The following is a 15,911-nucleotide window of genomic DNA, read 5'->3' as shown; positions in this document are numbered from 1 at the left end:
GGGGTGGTGTGGGGTCGGACCCCGCACGAAAAGGGATCGGCCGCCGGGATCGGATCGCGTTGTCAGTGGTCTCTGCGAGAGTGGTAGAGGTCAGCCCGCTTCGCTACCGGCAGGTGCGGGAGCGGGACGGTCCGGCCGCGACGGGCCGGGTGCCGACGAGGACGAAGGAGATCCGGTGAACGTGCTCTTCCCCGCGCTGCGCGACGCTTCGCCCACACCCGCGCTGCGCTTCGGTGACCGCACCCTCAGCTATCGGCAACTGGCGTCGGTGGCGGGTGCGCTCGCCGAGCGGATCGCCGGTGAGACCCGTATCGCCGTGTGGGCGACGCCGACGCTGGAGACCTCGGTCGGTGTGGTGGGCGCGCTGCTCGCCGGAGTGGCCGTGGTGCCGCTGAATCCGAAGGTCGGCGCATACGAGCTGACGCATATCGTGACGGACAGTGCACCGTCACTCGTCCTCGCCGAACCGGGCGCCGATCTGCCGGACCCGCTCGCCGCGCTGCCCCGTATCGACATCGAGACGGCCCAGCCGCCGGAGGACGCCGAGCCGAGCCCGCTGCCGAACGAACCGGGCGACGAGGCACCGGCCCTGATCGTCTACACCTCCGGCACGACCGGCCCGCCCAAGGGCGTGGTCCTCCCCCGGCGCGCCATTGCCCACACCCTCGACGCCCTGGAGGACGCCTGGCAGTGGACCGCCGACGACGTCCTCGTCCACGCCCTGCCGCTCTTCCATGTCCACGGCCTGATTCTCGGCATCCTCGGACCGCTGCGCCGCGGTGGCTGCGTCCACCACCTGGGACGCTTCAGCACCGACGCGGTGGCCCGCGAGCTCTCCGCGGACGGCACCATGCTGTTCGGCGTGCCGACGATGTATCACCGCCTGGCCACCGAGGCCGGCCGTGACCCCGTACTCGCCAAGGCGCTCTCCCGTGCCCGGCTGCTGGTCTCCGGCTCGGCCGCACTGCCGCTGACCGATCATGAACGGATCGCGGCGGCCGCCGGCCGACGGGTGATCGAGCGCTACGGCATGACGGAGACGCTCATGAACACCAGCGTGCGGGCGGACGGCCCCGATGCCACGGGCACGGTGGGCGTGCCGCTGCCGGGGGTGTACGTCCGGCTCGTCGACGACGCGGGCCGGGCCATCGACGAGAACGACGGAGAGACGGTGGGCGAGATCCAGGTCCGCGGTCCGAACCTCTTTGTCGAATACCTCAATCGCCCCGATGCCACCGCCGCCGCCTTCGACGGCGGATGGTTCCGCACCGGCGACATGGCCATCCGGGACGGTGCGGGCAACTACCGCATCGTCGGCCGCAAGGCCACCGACCTGATCAAAAGCGGTGGCTACAAAATCGGCGCGGGCGAGATCGAGAATGCACTGCTGGCACACCCCGGGGTCGCCGAGGCCGCCGTCACTGGCGCGCCGGACGAAGACCTCGGCGAGCGGATCGTCGCCTGGGTCGTGGCGGAGACCGGTCCGGACGCGGGCCCGGCACCCTCGGGCCAGGAGCTCGCCGATCATGTCGCCCACCAGCTCGCGCCGCACAAGCGCCCGCGCACCGTGCACTTCCTGGACGCCCTGCCGCGCAACGACATGGGCAAGATCCTCAAGCGTGAACTCCGTGCGTAACGGCGAACGGGACACGGCCGGGGCTGAACTCGCGGCGGGGGCCAGCGCCGGGGCAGGAGCCGGAGACGGACGCCGCGGCGCGGACGAGGACCGAGGTGTGGGCGACGCGAGCGGCACCACGGGCGCGGGCCACGAGGCCGCAGACGACAACCGGACTCCGGCCGCCACCGCCGCCACGACTCCCACGACTCCCACGACTCCCACGACTCCCACGACTCCCACGACTCCCACGACTCCCACGACTCCCACGACTCCCACGACTCCCACGACAAAGCCATGCACCCGGCTGACGGCACGTCAAGCCATAGCGGCGGTGGCGGATGCGTACACCGAGACGACCGTGACGACCGTTCCCGCCGGCCGCGAAACGCCGGCGGCGGCATCGGCTCCACAGGACGGCCCGCTCGGCTGGCGCGGCTACGACGAAGCGCGGGCCCAGGCGCGCGCACGGACCGGCGAGGAGGAGTCGGTGGTCACCGCCCTGGCCACGATAGGCGGCAGGGAAAGCGTCGTGCTCTCCTTCGAGTTCCGCTATCTGGGCGGCTCCCTCGGCGAGCGCACCGGCGACCGTCTGGAGGCCGCTTACGCACTCGCCCGAGAGCGCGGTCTGCCGGTCGTTTCACTGATCACCACGGGCGGCAGCCGGATGCAGGAAGGGATGCGCGCCCTGACTCAACTCCAGCGGGTGGCACGGCAGTCGGCGTTGAACCGGGCCGCGGGGCTGCCGCAGATCGCCGTGCTGCGCGATCCGACGACCGGCGGCGGCTGGGCCACCCTCGGCGCGGCTGCCGATGTGATCCTCGCGCTTCCCGGGGCACAGGTCGGCTTCGCGGGCTCACGGGTACGCCCTCCGGGCGCCGACCCTTACGCCTACTCCGCCGAAGGGCAGCTCGCCGCCGGTCAGATCGATGCCGTCGTGCCGCCCGACCGGCTGCGGGGCACGCTCCAGCGGTGGATGCACCTGCTGTGCCCGCCACCTCGGTCCCGTACGCGCAGCGTGGAGCCCGCGCCTTTGCCGTACGCGCTCGGGGCTCCCGGGCTGCCGGAGACCGGCTGGAGTGCGGTGGTCCGCGCCCGCGAGCCCGGACGGCCGCGCGCCGAGGCGTATCTGCGCGCGTACTTCGACGAGCGGGAGGAAATCAGCGGCGACCGCTGTGGCGGCACCGACCCCGGGATACGGTGCGGCTTCGGCCGTCATGAGGGGCGCACGATCGCCTTCGCCGCCCAATGCGGCACGGCCACCCGCCCGGCCGGTTTCCGCACCGCCGCGCGTCTGATCCGGCTCGCCGACCGGCTGGGCATCCCGGTCCTCACCCTCGTGGACACCCCGGGCGCCGCCAACGATGCCGCGGCTGAGCGGGCCGGTGCCGGCGCGGCCATCGCCGACGCCTTCGCGGCGCTCGCCACGGCCGAGGTACCCGTCACCTCCCTGCTGATCGGTGAGGGCGGATCGGGCGGTGCACTGGCCCTTGCCGCACCGGACCGGCTGTGGGCGACTCCGGACAGCTACTTCTCCGTGATCGCCCCGGAGCTGGCCGCGGCCATCCTCAAACGCGACGAAGCACAGATCCACGACACCGCCGACCAACTCCGCATCCGCCCCCAGGACTTGCTGGAACTGGGCGTCATCCACGGCATCGTCCCACCGCCCTGAGCGGGGACGGGAGGGAGAAGACAGGAGGCGGAGGCGGCCAACGACAGGCAGCCGACAGGAGGCAACCGACGGGCGGCAGCGGACGGCGGACGGCAGCAGACGGCCGACGGCGGACGGCGGACTCCGCTCTCAGCGGGCCTCCACGTCCTTCCCGGCCGCACGGAGCGCCGCCACGGCAGCACGGATCGAGGGCCTGCGGTCAGCGTCCGCGCGCCAGATGGCGTAGACATGACGGCGCATCGTGTGGCGGACGGGCACCACACTCACCCCCTCCGGTACCGGCCCACGGCCGAGGCGGGGAGCCACCGCGACGCCCAGTCCGGATGCGATCAAGGCCAGCTGGGTGTGGTGCTCCTCAGCCATGTGCGCGATATGCGGTTCGATGCCCTTGCCGCGCAGCGTGAACAGCAGCCATTCACTGCAGAACTCCCCCTGCGGCCAGGAGATCCACTCATCGTCCGCGAATTCCTCCAGTTCCACGGACCGCCGTCCGGCGAGCGGATGGGCGGACGGCATCGCCACATCGGCCGGATCGTCCAGGAGCGGGGCCTTCGCCAGCCCTTCGGGCAACGACCGCGGCCGGTTGTACCAGTCGAGGACGATGGCCAGATCGATATCGCCGCGCACCACGCCGCGTACCGACTCGTCCGGTTCCATTTCTGTCAGCCGCGCCCGTAGCTGCGGGTGTTCGGCCCGGAGGGCGACCAGCGCGGCGGGGAAGAGCCCCCGTGCCGCGGTGGGAAACGCGCCCAGCCGCAGTTCGCCCACCGCCTGGCCGCGATGCGCTTCCAGTTCGGCCTGGGCCAGCTCGACCTGGGAGAGGATGCGCATCGCATGGTCGGCGAGCAGCCGTCCGGCGTCGGTCAGCCGGACCCCGCGCCCGTTCTTCGCCAGCAGTTGCTGTCCGGTCTCCCGCTCGAGTTTGGCGATCTGCTGCGAGACGGCAGAGGTCGTCACATGCAGTCCGTCGGCGGCCGCGCTCACCGAGCCGTGCCGGGCGACCGCACTCAGCGTCCGTAGGCGATCAAGGTTCAACATATAAGCGATGCTAAGCGATACCTGCCACGAATACTCGCTTGTGCTACGAAGTTGCGCCCCGCATCGTGGTCGTCATGAGCACCACCACCGGCCTAGCCACCGCCTCCTCCGCGGCCACCACGAACTCTTCCACCGCGAAGCCTTCGCCCCCGACCACGACCGCGCCCCCTACTGCCGACGCGCACACCACGGCGCACACGACCGACTCACCCCGCTCCGACGCCTCGCCCCGCACCGGCACCGCGGCCCCGAAGTCCACCGGCCGGGCCCTCGGCTGGCCGCTCCGCTTCGCCGTCCTCTCCCTGGTCTGGGGCTTCAGCTTCCTCTTCATCAAGGTGGGCACCCAGGGCTTCGCCCCGCTGCAGGTCACGCTGGGCCGGGTGGCGTTCGGGGCGCTGGTGCTGCTGATCGTCGTGGTGCTCAAGCGGGAGCGGCTTCCCCGCTCCCGCCGCATCTGGGCCCACCTCACCGTCGCCGCGTTCTTCCTCAATGCACTGCCGTTCTCCCTCTTCGCCTACTCCGAGCTCACCATCCCCTCCACACTGGCCGGCATCTGCAATGCCACCTCGCCGCTGTGGGGTATGGCGCTGTCGGTCATCGCGCTCGCCGAGGACCGCCCCAGCCGGCGCCGGGTCGCGGGGCTCGGCCTCGGGTTCCTGGGTGTGCTCACCGTGCTCGGCGCCTGGCAGGGCTTCGCCGGTACGGACCTGACGGGCACCGCGATGGCACTGGGCGCCTCGCTCAGCTACGCCATCGGCTGGATCTACGTGCGCCGCACCCTGGCGGGCGTCCCGCACTCCCACCTGTCCATGTCCAGCGCCCAACTGCTGCTGGCGGCCGTCCAACTGGCGGTGGCGACACCCCTGTTCACCACCGCACCGGCCGGCTACCCGGTCATCCCGCTGCTCGCCGTCATCGCCCTCGGCGTCCTGGGCACCGGCCTCGCCTTCCTCATCCAGTACGGGCTGGTCGCCGAAATCGGCCCCACCACCGCGCAGATGGTCACGTACTTCATCCCCGTGATCGCCACCGCGGCCGGGGTGGCCCTCCTGCACGAACAGCTGAGCTGGAACACCCCCGTCGGCGCCCTCGTCGTCCTGGCCGGCGCCGCTCTCACACAGAGCAAGCCCCGCCCGAGCACCCCCTCACTCCCCCGGCGCGGCTCCACCACCGCCTGACGGCACCGCCCCTGCATCGAGCCCGGGCTCCAGAATCCCCGTACACCCGAGTCCGGTACTCCCGAGTCCCGTACACCCGACTCCTGCCCCCCCGAGTCCCCCACGCCCGAACTCCCGCCCCCAAGCCCACGTGCCCCAGCCCCCGCACCCCGGCGCGGGGATCCGGCGCCTCCGCACGAGGTCTCCCCACCTCGGCTCGGGGACTTCCACCCCTCCGTCGGACCTCCTCACTCGTACCGCCGCGCCTCCCCCACACCCCGCGCCGCGGCAACGGCGTCCGCCACGGGGACGATGTCGTCCTCGGTGAGGGCGGAGACGGTGATGCGGATGCCGGGCGGGGAGTGCAGCCGGAAGCGGGCACCGGGAGCCACCGCCCAGCCGGAGTGCAGGAGCCGGGCCACCGCACCGGTCTCGTCCGGGACCGGTACCCACACATTCATTCCGCTGCGTCCCCGGGCGGAGACTCCGCGCTCCGCCAGGGCCCGTATCAGCGCATCCCGCCGCCGCCCGTACGCTCCGGCCACCGCCCCAGGGTCGACCGCGGACGTCCGCCAGAGATGGACGACCACGTCCTGGAGCAGATGACTGATCCAGCCCGGACCGAGGCCCTGGCGGCCCCGCACCCGGTCGACGGTCAACGCGTCACCGGTAAGCACCGCCAGACGCAGATCCGGACCGTACGCCTTGGCCGTCGAGCGGACCAGGACCCAGTGGTCGGTGACGCCGGCGAGTGGGTGAAGCGGGACGTCGACGATGCCGTGGCCGTGGTCGTCCTCGATGAGGAGGACACCGGGGTGGGCGGCCAGGAGGGTGCGGAGTTCGGTGGCGCGGGCCCGGCTGACCGCGGCTCCGGTCGGATTCTGTGCCCGGTCGGTGACGACCACGGCACGGGCGCCGTCCTGGAGCGCACGCGCCAGGTGCTCCGGCAGCGGGCCTTCGTCGTCCACCCCGACCGGGGCGGGGCGCAGCCCGAGCGCCGGGATGAGATCCAGCAGGCTGCCCCACCCAGGGTCCTCCACCGCCACGGTGTCACCGGGCCGCAGATGGGCGGCCAGCACCCGCTCGATGGCGTCCAGTGCGCCGCTGGTGACGGCCACGGGGCCGGCCGGCACACCGTCGCCGTCGAAGGCCGCACGGGCGAGGGCCGCAAGGTCGTCGTCGATCGCGGGCGTGCCATAGAGCACGGGGCGCCGAGCGCTGCGCGCCGCGGCCTGCGCCAGCGCCCGTTCGAGCGGGGGCAGCAGGGCCGGATCGGGGTTTCCGTCGGAGGCGTCACGGACGCCGGGCGGGACCTCCACCCGCAGCGCCTCGCGAGGGGTGCTCGCCGGACGGGGGCGCACCCGGCTGCCCCGCCGACCCGCGGTTTCGATCACCCCGCGGTCGCGGAGCGTGCGGTATGCGGCCGCGACCGTATTCGGATTGACTTCGAGATAGACGGCCAACTCCCGCAGCGGGGGCAGGACTTCGCCCGGTTGGAGCTCACCGGCACCGACGGCTCGCTCGACGCTGGCGGCAATCTCCGATGCACGCCGCCCTGCGATCCGATACTCTCCTAGCACAAACATGATTATGCACTAGTGCAATGGAGTTGGCAATGACCCGAGGCGAGGCATACGAACCCACCACCCGCACGACCCCCACCCGCGCCCGCGACCGCGCGGCCTACGACCACGACACGGTGCACGCCATCCTCGACGCGGGATACGTCTGCCATCTGGGCTTCGTCCGCGACGGCTCCCCCGTCGTCCTGCCGACGCTCTACGGCCGCGTGGGCGACCGCCTCTATCTGCACGGATCATCCGGCTCCCGCCCGCTGCGGATGGCGGGCGAAGCAACAGGGGAAACGACAGAGGAAACACCTGACCCCGGCCTGGATGTGTGTGTCACCATCACCCACGTCGACGGTCTGGTGCTGGCCAGGTCCGCGTTCCACCACTCCGTCAACTACCGCTGCGTGGTGGTCCACGGCACCGCACACCAGGTCACCGACCCCGAGGAGAAGAAGGCAGCCCTCGACGCGCTCGTCGACCATGTGGTGCCGGGACGCGCCGCGGACTCCCGGCCCGGCAACGCCAAGGAATTGGCGGCGACCGCCGTGCTCCGTCTCGACCTGCGCGAGGTCTCCGCCAAGATCCGCACCGGCGGCCCGAACGACGAGCCGGAGGACCTGGCACTGCCGTACTGGAGCGGGGTCCTCCCGGTGGCACCGGTATACGGCGCACCCATACCCTCCGACGATCTCGCGCCCGGCACGCCCGAGCCCGCGTACCTCTCCGCCCGCTGAGGAGCGACCGTGCTGATCCATCCCTGGGACGCCCCCACCGAGGACGCCGAGTGGCAACAGTGGCTCGCGGTGCACGACTTCGGCCAGCTGGCCGCCAACGGACGGCCCGGTGAGCCTCCGATGCTGCAACCGCTGCACTTCGCCTACGACCCCTCCCACCGTGAGGTCATCACGCATCTCGCCCGCCCCAACCCCCTCTGGGACGCGCTGGAGGACCGGCCGACGGTGCTGCTGAGCGTGGTGGACGACTACACCTTCATCCCCGGCCCCTGGCAGGCGGCCGAGGACCAGCCGCCCGAGCACGGCGTCCCCACCAGCTTCTACGCAGCGGTCCAGCTGACCTGCACCGCCCATGTGGTGGACGACCCGGAGGAGAAGGCCGAGCTGCTGCAGCGGCAGACGAGCCACTTCCAGCCGGACGGCGGCTCGGCCCCGGTCACCGCCGGCGCGGCCCCGTACGGGCGGATGCTGTCCGGTATCCGCGGTCTGCGCCTCGAAGTGCACGAGATCCGCGCCAAGTTCAAGTACGGAGGCAAGCGGAGCGAGGCCGTCCAGCAGCGCATCTCGGAACGCCTCGCCGAACGGGACGGCCCCCGGGACGCGGCGGCCCGCACCCACCAGCAGCGCCGGCTGACGGCAGCGGGCACCCCCACCGGCCCGCCCTCTCCTGAACGACGCCCCTGACCCGCCGCGCGACAAGCCCTAAGGGGCCGAGGAAGCGGAGGGCGCCGCGGTCGATGACGCCGGGGAAACACCGCTTCCCGGCACGCCGGCGTCCGCCCCGCCCTCCGCGCCCGCGCCCTTCCCGGCTCCCGCGCCCGTCCCGGCACCGGCGCCCGCCACTCGCACGGTCTCCGTCGCCTTCGGCTTGGCCGACTGCGCGATAAAGGCGCCGGCCAGCACCACGACTCCACCGACGATCTGCGGCGCGGAGAGGTGTTCGCCGAGCAGGACCCAGGCGAGGACCGTCGCGATGACCGCCTCCAGGCAGGCGACCACCCCGGCCACCTGCGGCGAGAGCCGGCGGATCGAGACCACTCCGGTGAGGTACGCGGCCACCGTCGCGATCAGCACGATCCAGGCGAGCAGCAGGACAGCGGGCACCCGGGCGCCGTTCATCTCCGCACCGGCGCCGAGCACCGCCCAGTCCATGCCCCAGGGCCGGGCGATCACGGTGAGGACGACGGCGCCGATCAGCAGGCCGTAGGCGATCACGCCGAGCGGGTCCACCGTGTCGTCGCCGTCGGTGCCGTGATCGGAGAGCACGAAGTAGCCGACCTGGCAGCAGGCCGCGCCGAGCGCGAGAGCGAGCCCGAGGGCGTCGAAGCTCAGCCCGGACCAGACCTCGACGACGCAGGCCAGTCCGCCGACGGCCAGCACCACGCCGACCGCGGCGGCACGGGTGACCGGCCGCTTCTGAACGAACCGCACCCAGCCCAGCACCAGGGCGGGCGCCAGATATTCGACGAGCAGCGCCACACCCACGGGGATACGGGAGAGCGCGGCGAAGTAACAAGCCTGCACCCCCGCGACGGCGAGCAGTCCGTAGCCCGCGAGCAGCGCGGGGCGGCGACGCGGCAGGTCCCGGTGGCGCCAGGCGAGGGGCAGCATGACCAGCGCGGCGCCGGCGACCCGCAGCCAGGTGACGTGCAGCGGTTCGAGACCGGCGGATATCAGGGGCTTGGCGGCCACGCCCGAGCCGCCGAAGGCGAGGGCGGACAGCAAGGCGATCCCGAGGCCGGCACCGCGCCCCCGGGGTGCTGCGTCACGGCTCGCCCCGGGAGTGGGTGGTGACGGCTGGGTCTCCCAGCACCCGGATATTCCCTGGCCCGGACCGGTCGATGAACCTGCCGGGCTCCCCGAGGACGCATGCATCAGGTCATCATCGCAGCCGCCGTCAGAGGTGACACCCCCCGACGCCGCTGTCCTTACCGGACTTACCCGCCCACCCGCCCCGGTGTTCCCCGTCAGTCGCAGCCGGCGCGCTCCCCGTCCAGACGGGCGGCGAGCCGGGCGGTGTCGACGGAGGCCCGGCGCAGCACCTCGACGGCCCGGGACTCGGGGTCGTCCACCAAAGCGGCGAGCAGGTCGAGACAGCCCGCGCGGGTGGCATAGCGGGCATGGGCGCGGTCCAGGGCACCGTCCATGGCAGCGGCCGCGGCCGGTGACCAGCCGGGGACCCCGCCCTCGGCGACCATGGGCACCGCGCCGGAGTCCTCGATGGTGCCGTGCCACCGGAGTCCGTAGCCGATGCTGCGCTGGACGAGGTAGCCCAGCAGCCGGGCGATCTGCGGGGCGCCGTCGAAGGCGTCACGTACGGCGGGGTCCGATTCCAGGAGGCCGTGCAGCAGATGCGCGGTGTCGACCTGCCGGTCGCCGTCGCGGGTGGCCCGCCTGCGGGCGGCGGAGACGACCGTCGCGAGCTCGACGGTGAGAAGGTTGTCGAGCTCCTCCTGGGCGGGCCCGTCGCCACCACTGTACGCAGTACGGTTTTGCACACCACCCACCCCACCAGCCCCTGAGCGCCGGAACATCCCCGGCGGGAAGCATTTGTGCATCCCACGATGGTTGGGCACGGCCGCACACCATCTCATCCTTACGGAGGAGATACGGGGGAATGGTGAAGGCGGGACAGGCGAGCCCGGGGCGGCCGCCGACGCCTCGCGGTTACCCCGGACGGACCCTGGCAGACCCCCTGACAGATCCCCTGACGACCCATCAGCAAAAGGCGGTCATCGGTATTGAACCTTCACCCCCGTGCGGCTACCTTCCGCGGCACCAGCCAGGGACCGTCACCGAAGGGGTGATCGCATGGCCGAAGTGACCGCGCAGGCCCGCATCGAAGCGCCGGCCGGGAAGCTCTGGGACCGGCTCACCGACTTCGACTCGTACGGGGAGTGGAACGCCACCCACACCGCCTTCCCCACGGGCGGGCCGGAATCGCTCGAGGTCGGCGCGGGTTACGAGGAGCACATGAAGCTGATGGGCTTCCCCGCCGAGGTCGCCTGGACCGTGCGGGAACTGGAGCCCGGCCGCCTCCTCGACATTCAGGGCAACGGCCCGATGGGCGTCAGCCTGGGGATGCGCTACGAGCTCATTCCGGACGGCGGGGCGACGGTCGTGCGGATCGACGGGGCGTTCACCGGCGCCGCGGTTTCGCTGATGGCCGGCAAACTCAGGGACTCGGCCGGCGCCGCACTGAACGAGTCACTGCGCAGACTCGCCGGCCTGGTCACCTGAACCTCCGGGAGCTGCACCGTCGGGAGCCGCACCCCCAGGAGCCGCACCCCCAGGAGCCGCACCTCCGGGAGCCGCCCACGCACCCCGACTCCCGAAGCCCCCGCCACCCGCACCCCCACCACGCGCCGCTCAGCCCTCCTCGACTCAGTCCCTCCTCGGCTCAGTCCTCCTCAACTCAGTCCTCCTCGGCGAGGATCAGGTACAGCTCCTTGCGCGCCCTGTTGACCACCGCCATCGCCTTCTCCCGCTGGGCGGGACTGCCCGTGGCCCACACCTGACGGAAGGCCTCGACCAGACCGCTGCCGGCCTTGCGGATCTCGTTCATCGCCTCCCAGTCGACGCCACGACCGGCGTCCTCCCAGGGGGCGTCCGAGCCACTGTCGGCCTCGGAACGCCCCGCGTCGGTCAGCGAGAACAGCTTCTTGCCGCCCTCACTCGCGCTGGTGATCAGACCCTCGTCCTCGAGGAGCTGCAGCGTCGGATAGACCGAGCCGGGGCTGGGCTTCCACGCCCCGCCGCTGCGCTCGGCGATCTCCTGGATCATTTCATAGCCGTGCATCGGGCGGTCCTTGAGCAGCGCCAGTATCGAGGCGCGCACATCGCCGCGCCGCGCCCGGCCGCGCGGTCCGCCGCGCCCCCGTCCGCCCATGGGCGGCCCGCCGAAGGGCGGGCCCCCGAACGGCGGGCCGAACGGGCCGAAGGGGGAACGCCTCCGCTCGCCGCCGCCCCCGAAGTCACCGCGGCCGCCATGACGGCCGGGACCGCAGCGCTCATGCCCATGCTCATGTCCGTGCTCGTGTCCGTGGGAACGCATGATGCGCCCTCCATTTCTCTCGTTGATCGGTCGCGATACCTCAACGATATATCGGGACTGTTCGTCGAAGCAAGCCTCCGAGTGGAGTCGGTGGATGTACGTCGTATGCAAGCGGTGCACCGCGGGCAGCCGTGACCGCGCCCCCGCACCCCCGCGCCCCCGCACCCCGCACCCCGTGGCCAATTCCCTCGGATTGGCCTTGGCCTGCGGCTTTGCGGCGCCCCTACGCTCGCGGCCATGAGGATTCGTATCGTCGACGCCTTCAGTGCGCGTCCGTTCGCCGGAAACCCCGCGGGAGTCGTGCTCCTCGACTCCGCCGCCTTCCCCGATACGGCCTGGCTGCAGCAGGTCGCCACCGAGGTCAACCTCTCCGAGACCGCCTTTGCGCACCCGCTGCCCGAGGGCGAGGACGCCGACTGGGCGCTGCGCTGGCTCACCCCGGCCGCCGAGGTGAACATGTGCGGGCACGCCACACTGGCCACCGCCCATGTGCTGCACACCACCGGGACGGCCACCGGGCCGGTCCGCTTCCGTACCCGCAGCGGGGTGCTGACCACGACGGCCGGCACCGGCGGTGCGATCACCATGGACTTCCCGACCGCCCCGCTCACGCCCGTCGAGGTGCCACCGCTCGTCGCGGACGCCCTGGGCGCCGAGATCCGCTCGGCGCACGACACCGGCCCCGGTGTCGGGGACCTCCTGGTGGAGCTGGCCGACGAGAAGTCCGTACGGGCGCTCGCCCCGGATCTCAAGGCGCTGGCCGGACACGGCGGCCGGGGCGTGATCGCCACGGCGCGCGCCGAGAACCCCGGCGGCGGCTATGACTTCGTCTCGCGCTGCTTCTTCCCCGGGGTGGGTATCGACGAGGACCCGGTGACGGGCAGCGCGCACACCGCGCTCGCCCCGTTCTGGTCTCCGCGCCTGGGCCGTGACGCGCTCGTCGGCCTGCAGGGCGCCGCCCGCACCGGCTTCGTCCGCACCGAGCTGCGCGGCGACCGTACGCTGCTGACCGGCTCGGCGGTCACGGTCATCGACGGCGAGCTGCTGGTCACCGGCTGAGACAGCGAGCGCTGGTCACCGGCTGAGCCGGACCGGGCAGCGGCAGTCCCTGAGTGCTGCTGCCCCGTCATCCCTGACGGGCTCAAGGGTTACGGGGCAGCCCTCAGGGTGCGCGGTCGGCACCGGCGGTGCCCCTGCCTCGCCCGGCTCACGCAGTCGGCAGCCACCCCACATGCCCGGCGAGCACCGCGTAGCCGACGAAGGCCACGGTGTCGATCAGGGCATGCGCGGCGACCAGCGGCCCGACCCGCCCCCAGCGCCGGTAGAGCAGGACGAAGATCACGCCCATCACCATGTTGCCGACGAAGCCGCCGATGCCCTGGTAGAGGTGGTAGGAGCCGCGCAGCAACGCACTGGCCGCGAGCGCCGCCATCGGGGACCAGCCCAACTGCCCCAGCCTGCGCAGCAGATACCCGACGACAATGACCTCCTCCAGGACGGCGTTCTGCACCGCGGAAGCGATCAGCACCGGGATCTTCCACCACACCGCGGGCAGCGCCTCGGGCACCACCGTCAGATTGAATCCGGCCGCCCGCGCGCCCAGATAGAGCAGCAGTCCGCTGCCGCCGATGACGGCGGCCAGCCCGGCCCCGCGGCTCAGGTCGAAGCCGGGCCGTCGCCGGTCGAAGCCGATCGCCCGCAGCCCCCCGGCTCGTTCGCGCAGCAGAAAATGTGCCACCAGCACGACAGGGACGAGGGCGGTCGCGATACCGAACAGCTGCCAGGCGAGATCCAGCCAGGGCCGGCCCGGCGCATGCGAGCCGTTGAGCGTCGCCGCCTGGTGCTTGAGACCGCCGGGTTTGGTCAGCGATCCGATGAAGCTGATCAGCGCCGACACCCCGCTGGCGCCCAGCGAGAGAGCCAGGACGATCAGCGTCTCGCTCCGCAGGATGCTCCGGGACGGCTCCTCGGCCACTCCCGCTCCCGGCCCCGGACCGGGCCCTTTACCGGGAACGTCCGCATCAGCCACGGGACTTGTATCCGACTGCACGCTTCCTCCACTTCCGCATTACCGCCTCTTCGCCACCACCGCCCCGCTAGGGTCTCGGCAGCAGGTACGAAGATCGCGCGCGACAGGCCGGGGACGGGCGCCATCCACGTGGCGCGCTTCCCTCTCCCCATCGAATCCCGATCGAGCTCCGAGAAGGAGAGGCGCTACCGCAATGGGACGACACAGCTTGCCCGACGGCTCCGCACCGGAGCGCACGGGGGCCCGCTCAGGTGCACGCCGGCGCACCCTCGTCCTCTCCACCGGCCTCGTGCTCACCGTCGTCGCGGGCTCGGTGGTGGCGCTGGGCAGCGGTCTGCTCCCGTTCGGGGGCCCGTGCCACGGCCAGTCGGCGCGGCTCGACGTGGCCGCCTCGCCCGATATCGCCCCGGCGCTCGAAGCGGTGGCCAAGACTGCCCGCGAGGACGCGACGCGCACCGACGGCAGATGTCTGGACGTCAGGATCACCGCGCGCGCGGCCGGCGACGTCGCCGACGCGTTCGGGCAGCGGCCGGTCAACCCCGAATTCCAGGTATGGATACCGGATTCGAGCCTGTGGGTGGACCGGGTCGACGCGGAGCGCGGCACTCCGCTGACCGCCGCGAGCACCATCGCCTCGTCCCCGATCACGCTGGGCGCCGTCCCCCGGGCCGCCGGCTCACTGGGCTGGCCCAAGAAGACCTACACCTGGACGAAGCTGATCCGGACCGCGACCTCCGGCGACGCACCGCGCCTGGGCGTCGCCGACCCGGCGCGCAGTGCCACCGGACTGCTCGCGCTGGACCGGATCGGCGCCGCCCAGGCCAAGGACACCCAGGACAGCGGCGAGCCGAGCACCCGCACCGCCGCGACGGCCAAGCTTCTCCACCAGCGGACCGCGGACAGCGACGGAGAGGCCCTGGCCACCCTGCCGCGGGACGACTCCGGTGCGGAGCAGGGAAATCCGCGCCGTAATCAGGCGCTGCTGCTGTCGGAACAGGCCGCGTACGCCCACAACGCCACGGCGGGCGGCGGCCCCCGTCTGGACCTGTTCTATCCCCAGGACGGCACGGCCCGGCTGGACTACCCGTACACCCTGGTCGACGACGTCGAGATGAGCCCCGAGCAGACCCGCGCCGCCAGCCGTTTCATGACGCTGCTGGGCGAGGCCGGCGGACAGCGCACGCTGCGCCGGCACGGCTTCCGGGCCGGCAACGGCGAGGCGGACGCGAAGGTGGTTGCCGCGGCCGGCGGGCGCGCCCCGCAGCCGTACTCCGCCGCCCCCGCCGATCCGCCGACCGTCAAGGAACTCCAGGCGGTGATGGGCAGCTGGACGGTCACCCACCAGAACATCCGCCTCACCACGGTCGTGGACGCCACTGCGTCGATGGGCAGCCCCGTCCCGGGCGGCAGCGGCCGGTCCCGGATGGATCTCACCAGGCATTCCCTGCTCCAGGCGCTGGCCACCTTCACACCCGAGGACGAGATCGGGCTGTGGAAGTTCGCCACTTTCCTGGACGGCGGCAAGGACTATGTGGAGCTGTCCCCCACCGGCCGCCTCGGCGACCGGGACCCGGCCGGCGGTACCCACCGTGACGCCCTCACCGCCGCTTTCGACTCGCTGGCCCCGGTGCCCCGGAGCGCCGGCGGCCTGTACGACACCACGCTCGCCGCGTACCGGGAAGCCTGCGACACGTATACGAGCGGGAAGCTCAACTCCCTGGTCATCGTCACCGACGGGGCCGACGACAACGCCGGCCTCGGCCTTGACGCCCTGGTCGACAAGGTCAAGGAGCTCTCCGACCCGAAGAGACCGGTGCCGGTGATCGCCCTCGCGATCGGCCCGGCGGCCGGCACCGCGGCCCTGGACCGCATCGTGGCGCCGACCGGCGGATCGGCCCACCGGGTCGGCGACCCGTCGCAGATCCACCAGGTGCTCCTCAAGGCCCTGATGACGGCGGGCGGCAAGGGGCCGCGCTGACCACCGCGCGCGACGGCCGGAACCCGTCCGCGCACCCACCGGGCACGCCCCGCCGCCCCG

Annotated in this window: 14 protein-coding genes; 8 read left to right on the top strand and 6 right to left on the bottom strand. The window is 72.4% G+C overall.

The annotated features are described in order from the left end of the window. Positions 1-175 precede the first annotated feature (175 nt). Both D9V36_RS37165 and D9V36_RS37155 read left to right on the top strand, forming a co-directional pair. Positions 176-1,636: an acyl-CoA synthetase gene (locus tag D9V36_RS37165; RefSeq protein WP_129297635.1), complete on the top strand. Its 1,461-nt coding sequence runs from the start codon at positions 176-178 to the stop codon at positions 1,634-1,636. A 340-nt stretch (positions 1,637-1,976) separates the two neighbouring features. Continuing rightward, the gene (locus tag D9V36_RS37155; protein ID WP_241721184.1) at positions 1,977-3,290 is read left to right on the top strand and encodes a carboxyl transferase domain-containing protein; all 1,314 of its coding nucleotides are present in this window, start codon (positions 1,977-1,979) and stop codon (positions 3,288-3,290) included. 129 nt (positions 3,291-3,419) lie between these two features. On the opposite strand, the gene D9V36_RS37150 is transcribed toward D9V36_RS37155, so the two are convergent. Beyond that, positions 3,420-4,328: a LysR family transcriptional regulator gene (locus D9V36_RS37150; protein WP_129297634.1), complete on the bottom strand. Its 909-nt coding sequence runs from the start codon at positions 4,326-4,328 to the stop codon at positions 3,420-3,422. A gap of 74 nt (positions 4,329-4,402) precedes the next feature. Between D9V36_RS37150 and D9V36_RS37145 the strand changes: the two genes are divergently transcribed. Further along, a complete protein-coding gene (locus tag D9V36_RS37145) occupies positions 4,403-5,506 on the top strand; it encodes a DMT family transporter (RefSeq protein ID WP_206739775.1) in 1,104 nt (367 codons plus the stop codon). A gap of 227 nt (positions 5,507-5,733) precedes the next feature. On the opposite strand, the gene D9V36_RS37140 is transcribed toward D9V36_RS37145, so the two are convergent. Next, positions 5,734-7,065 carry an aminotransferase class I/II-fold pyridoxal phosphate-dependent enzyme gene (locus D9V36_RS37140; RefSeq protein WP_129298947.1) on the bottom strand — a complete coding sequence of 444 codons (1,332 nt, stop codon included), beginning with the start codon at positions 7,063-7,065 and terminating at the stop codon, positions 5,734-5,736. A gap of 35 nt (positions 7,066-7,100) precedes the next feature. Between D9V36_RS37140 and D9V36_RS37135 the strand changes: the two genes are divergently transcribed. Both D9V36_RS37135 and D9V36_RS37130 read left to right on the top strand, forming a co-directional pair. Next, the gene (locus D9V36_RS37135; protein ID WP_129297633.1) at positions 7,101-7,790 is read left to right on the top strand and encodes a pyridoxamine 5'-phosphate oxidase family protein; all 690 of its coding nucleotides are present in this window, start codon (positions 7,101-7,103) and stop codon (positions 7,788-7,790) included. Positions 7,791-7,799: 9 nt separating this feature from the next. Beyond that, on the top strand, positions 7,800-8,474 hold the full coding sequence (locus tag D9V36_RS37130) for an FMN-binding negative transcriptional regulator (RefSeq protein WP_129297632.1): 675 nt from the start codon (positions 7,800-7,802) through the stop codon (positions 8,472-8,474). Positions 8,475-8,492: 18 nt separating this feature from the next. Here the strand turns inward: D9V36_RS37130 and D9V36_RS37125 are convergent, their stop codons facing one another. Together D9V36_RS37125 and D9V36_RS37120 are read right to left on the bottom strand one after the other, a co-directional pair. After that, entirely contained in the window at positions 8,493-9,665 is a 1,173-nt protein-coding gene (locus D9V36_RS37125; protein ID WP_241721183.1) for an EamA family transporter, read from the bottom strand. Positions 9,666-9,757: 92 nt separating this feature from the next. After that, a complete protein-coding gene (locus tag D9V36_RS37120) occupies positions 9,758-10,288 on the bottom strand; it encodes a Clp protease N-terminal domain-containing protein (protein ID WP_241721182.1) in 531 nt (176 codons plus the stop codon). A gap of 313 nt (positions 10,289-10,601) precedes the next feature. On the opposite strand from D9V36_RS37120, the gene D9V36_RS37115 reads away from it, so the two are divergent. Further along, positions 10,602-11,030 carry a type II toxin-antitoxin system Rv0910 family toxin gene (locus D9V36_RS37115; protein ID WP_129297631.1) on the top strand — a complete coding sequence of 143 codons (429 nt, stop codon included), beginning with the start codon at positions 10,602-10,604 and terminating at the stop codon, positions 11,028-11,030. Between the two features lie 175 nt (positions 11,031-11,205). On the opposite strand, the gene D9V36_RS37110 is transcribed toward D9V36_RS37115, so the two are convergent. Then, positions 11,206-11,844 carry a PadR family transcriptional regulator gene (locus D9V36_RS37110; protein WP_129297630.1) on the bottom strand — a complete coding sequence of 213 codons (639 nt, stop codon included), beginning with the start codon at positions 11,842-11,844 and terminating at the stop codon, positions 11,206-11,208. Positions 11,845-12,081: 237 nt separating this feature from the next. Between D9V36_RS37110 and D9V36_RS37105 the strand changes: the two genes are divergently transcribed. Then, complete coding sequence (locus D9V36_RS37105; RefSeq protein ID WP_129297629.1) at positions 12,082-12,903, top strand: PhzF family phenazine biosynthesis protein; 822 nt, start codon at positions 12,082-12,084, stop codon at positions 12,901-12,903. Between the two features lie 148 nt (positions 12,904-13,051). Here D9V36_RS37105 and D9V36_RS37100 read toward each other — a convergent pair whose 3' ends face one another. After that, complete coding sequence (locus tag D9V36_RS37100; protein WP_129297628.1) at positions 13,052-13,894, bottom strand: CPBP family intramembrane glutamic endopeptidase; 843 nt, start codon at positions 13,892-13,894, stop codon at positions 13,052-13,054. A gap of 172 nt (positions 13,895-14,066) precedes the next feature. On the opposite strand from D9V36_RS37100, the gene D9V36_RS37095 reads away from it, so the two are divergent. Continuing rightward, a complete protein-coding gene (locus D9V36_RS37095) occupies positions 14,067-15,851 on the top strand; it encodes a substrate-binding domain-containing protein (protein ID WP_129297627.1) in 1,785 nt (594 codons plus the stop codon). The last annotated feature ends 60 nt before the right edge of the window (positions 15,852-15,911 follow it).

Origin of the sequence: Streptomyces lydicus, from assembly GCF_004125265.1 — a bacterium.
Classification (GTDB): Bacteria; Actinomycetota; Actinomycetes; order Streptomycetales; family Streptomycetaceae; genus Streptomyces; species Streptomyces lydicus_C.
The sequence above is the reverse complement of the archived record's forward strand: the minus strand, read 5'-3'. Positions and strand labels throughout refer to the sequence as shown.

What these genes read in the sequence shown, in the direction of transcription:
- D9V36_RS37150 (WP_129297634.1), bottom strand. Translation starts at nt 4,328, where the DNA reads ATGTTGAACCTTGATCGCCTACGGACGCTGAGTGCGGTCGCCCGGCAC.
- D9V36_RS37145 (WP_206739775.1), top strand. Translation starts at nt 4,403, where the DNA reads ATGAGCACCACCACCGGCCTAGCCACCGCCTCCTCCGCGGCCACCACG.
- D9V36_RS37135 (WP_129297633.1), top strand. Translation starts at nt 7,101, where the DNA reads ATGACCCGAGGCGAGGCATACGAACCCACCACCCGCACGACCCCCACC.
- D9V36_RS37125 (WP_241721183.1), bottom strand. Translation starts at nt 9,665, where the DNA reads ATGCATGCGTCCTCGGGGAGCCCGGCAGGTTCATCGACCGGTCCGGGC.
- D9V36_RS37115 (WP_129297631.1), top strand. Translation starts at nt 10,602, where the DNA reads ATGGCCGAAGTGACCGCGCAGGCCCGCATCGAAGCGCCGGCCGGGAAG.
- D9V36_RS37110 (WP_129297630.1), bottom strand. Translation starts at nt 11,844, where the DNA reads ATGCGTTCCCACGGACACGAGCACGGACATGAGCATGGGCATGAGCGC.
- D9V36_RS37105 (WP_129297629.1), top strand. Translation starts at nt 12,082, where the DNA reads ATGAGGATTCGTATCGTCGACGCCTTCAGTGCGCGTCCGTTCGCCGGA.
- D9V36_RS37095 (WP_129297627.1), top strand. Translation starts at nt 14,067, where the DNA reads ATGGGACGACACAGCTTGCCCGACGGCTCCGCACCGGAGCGCACGGGG.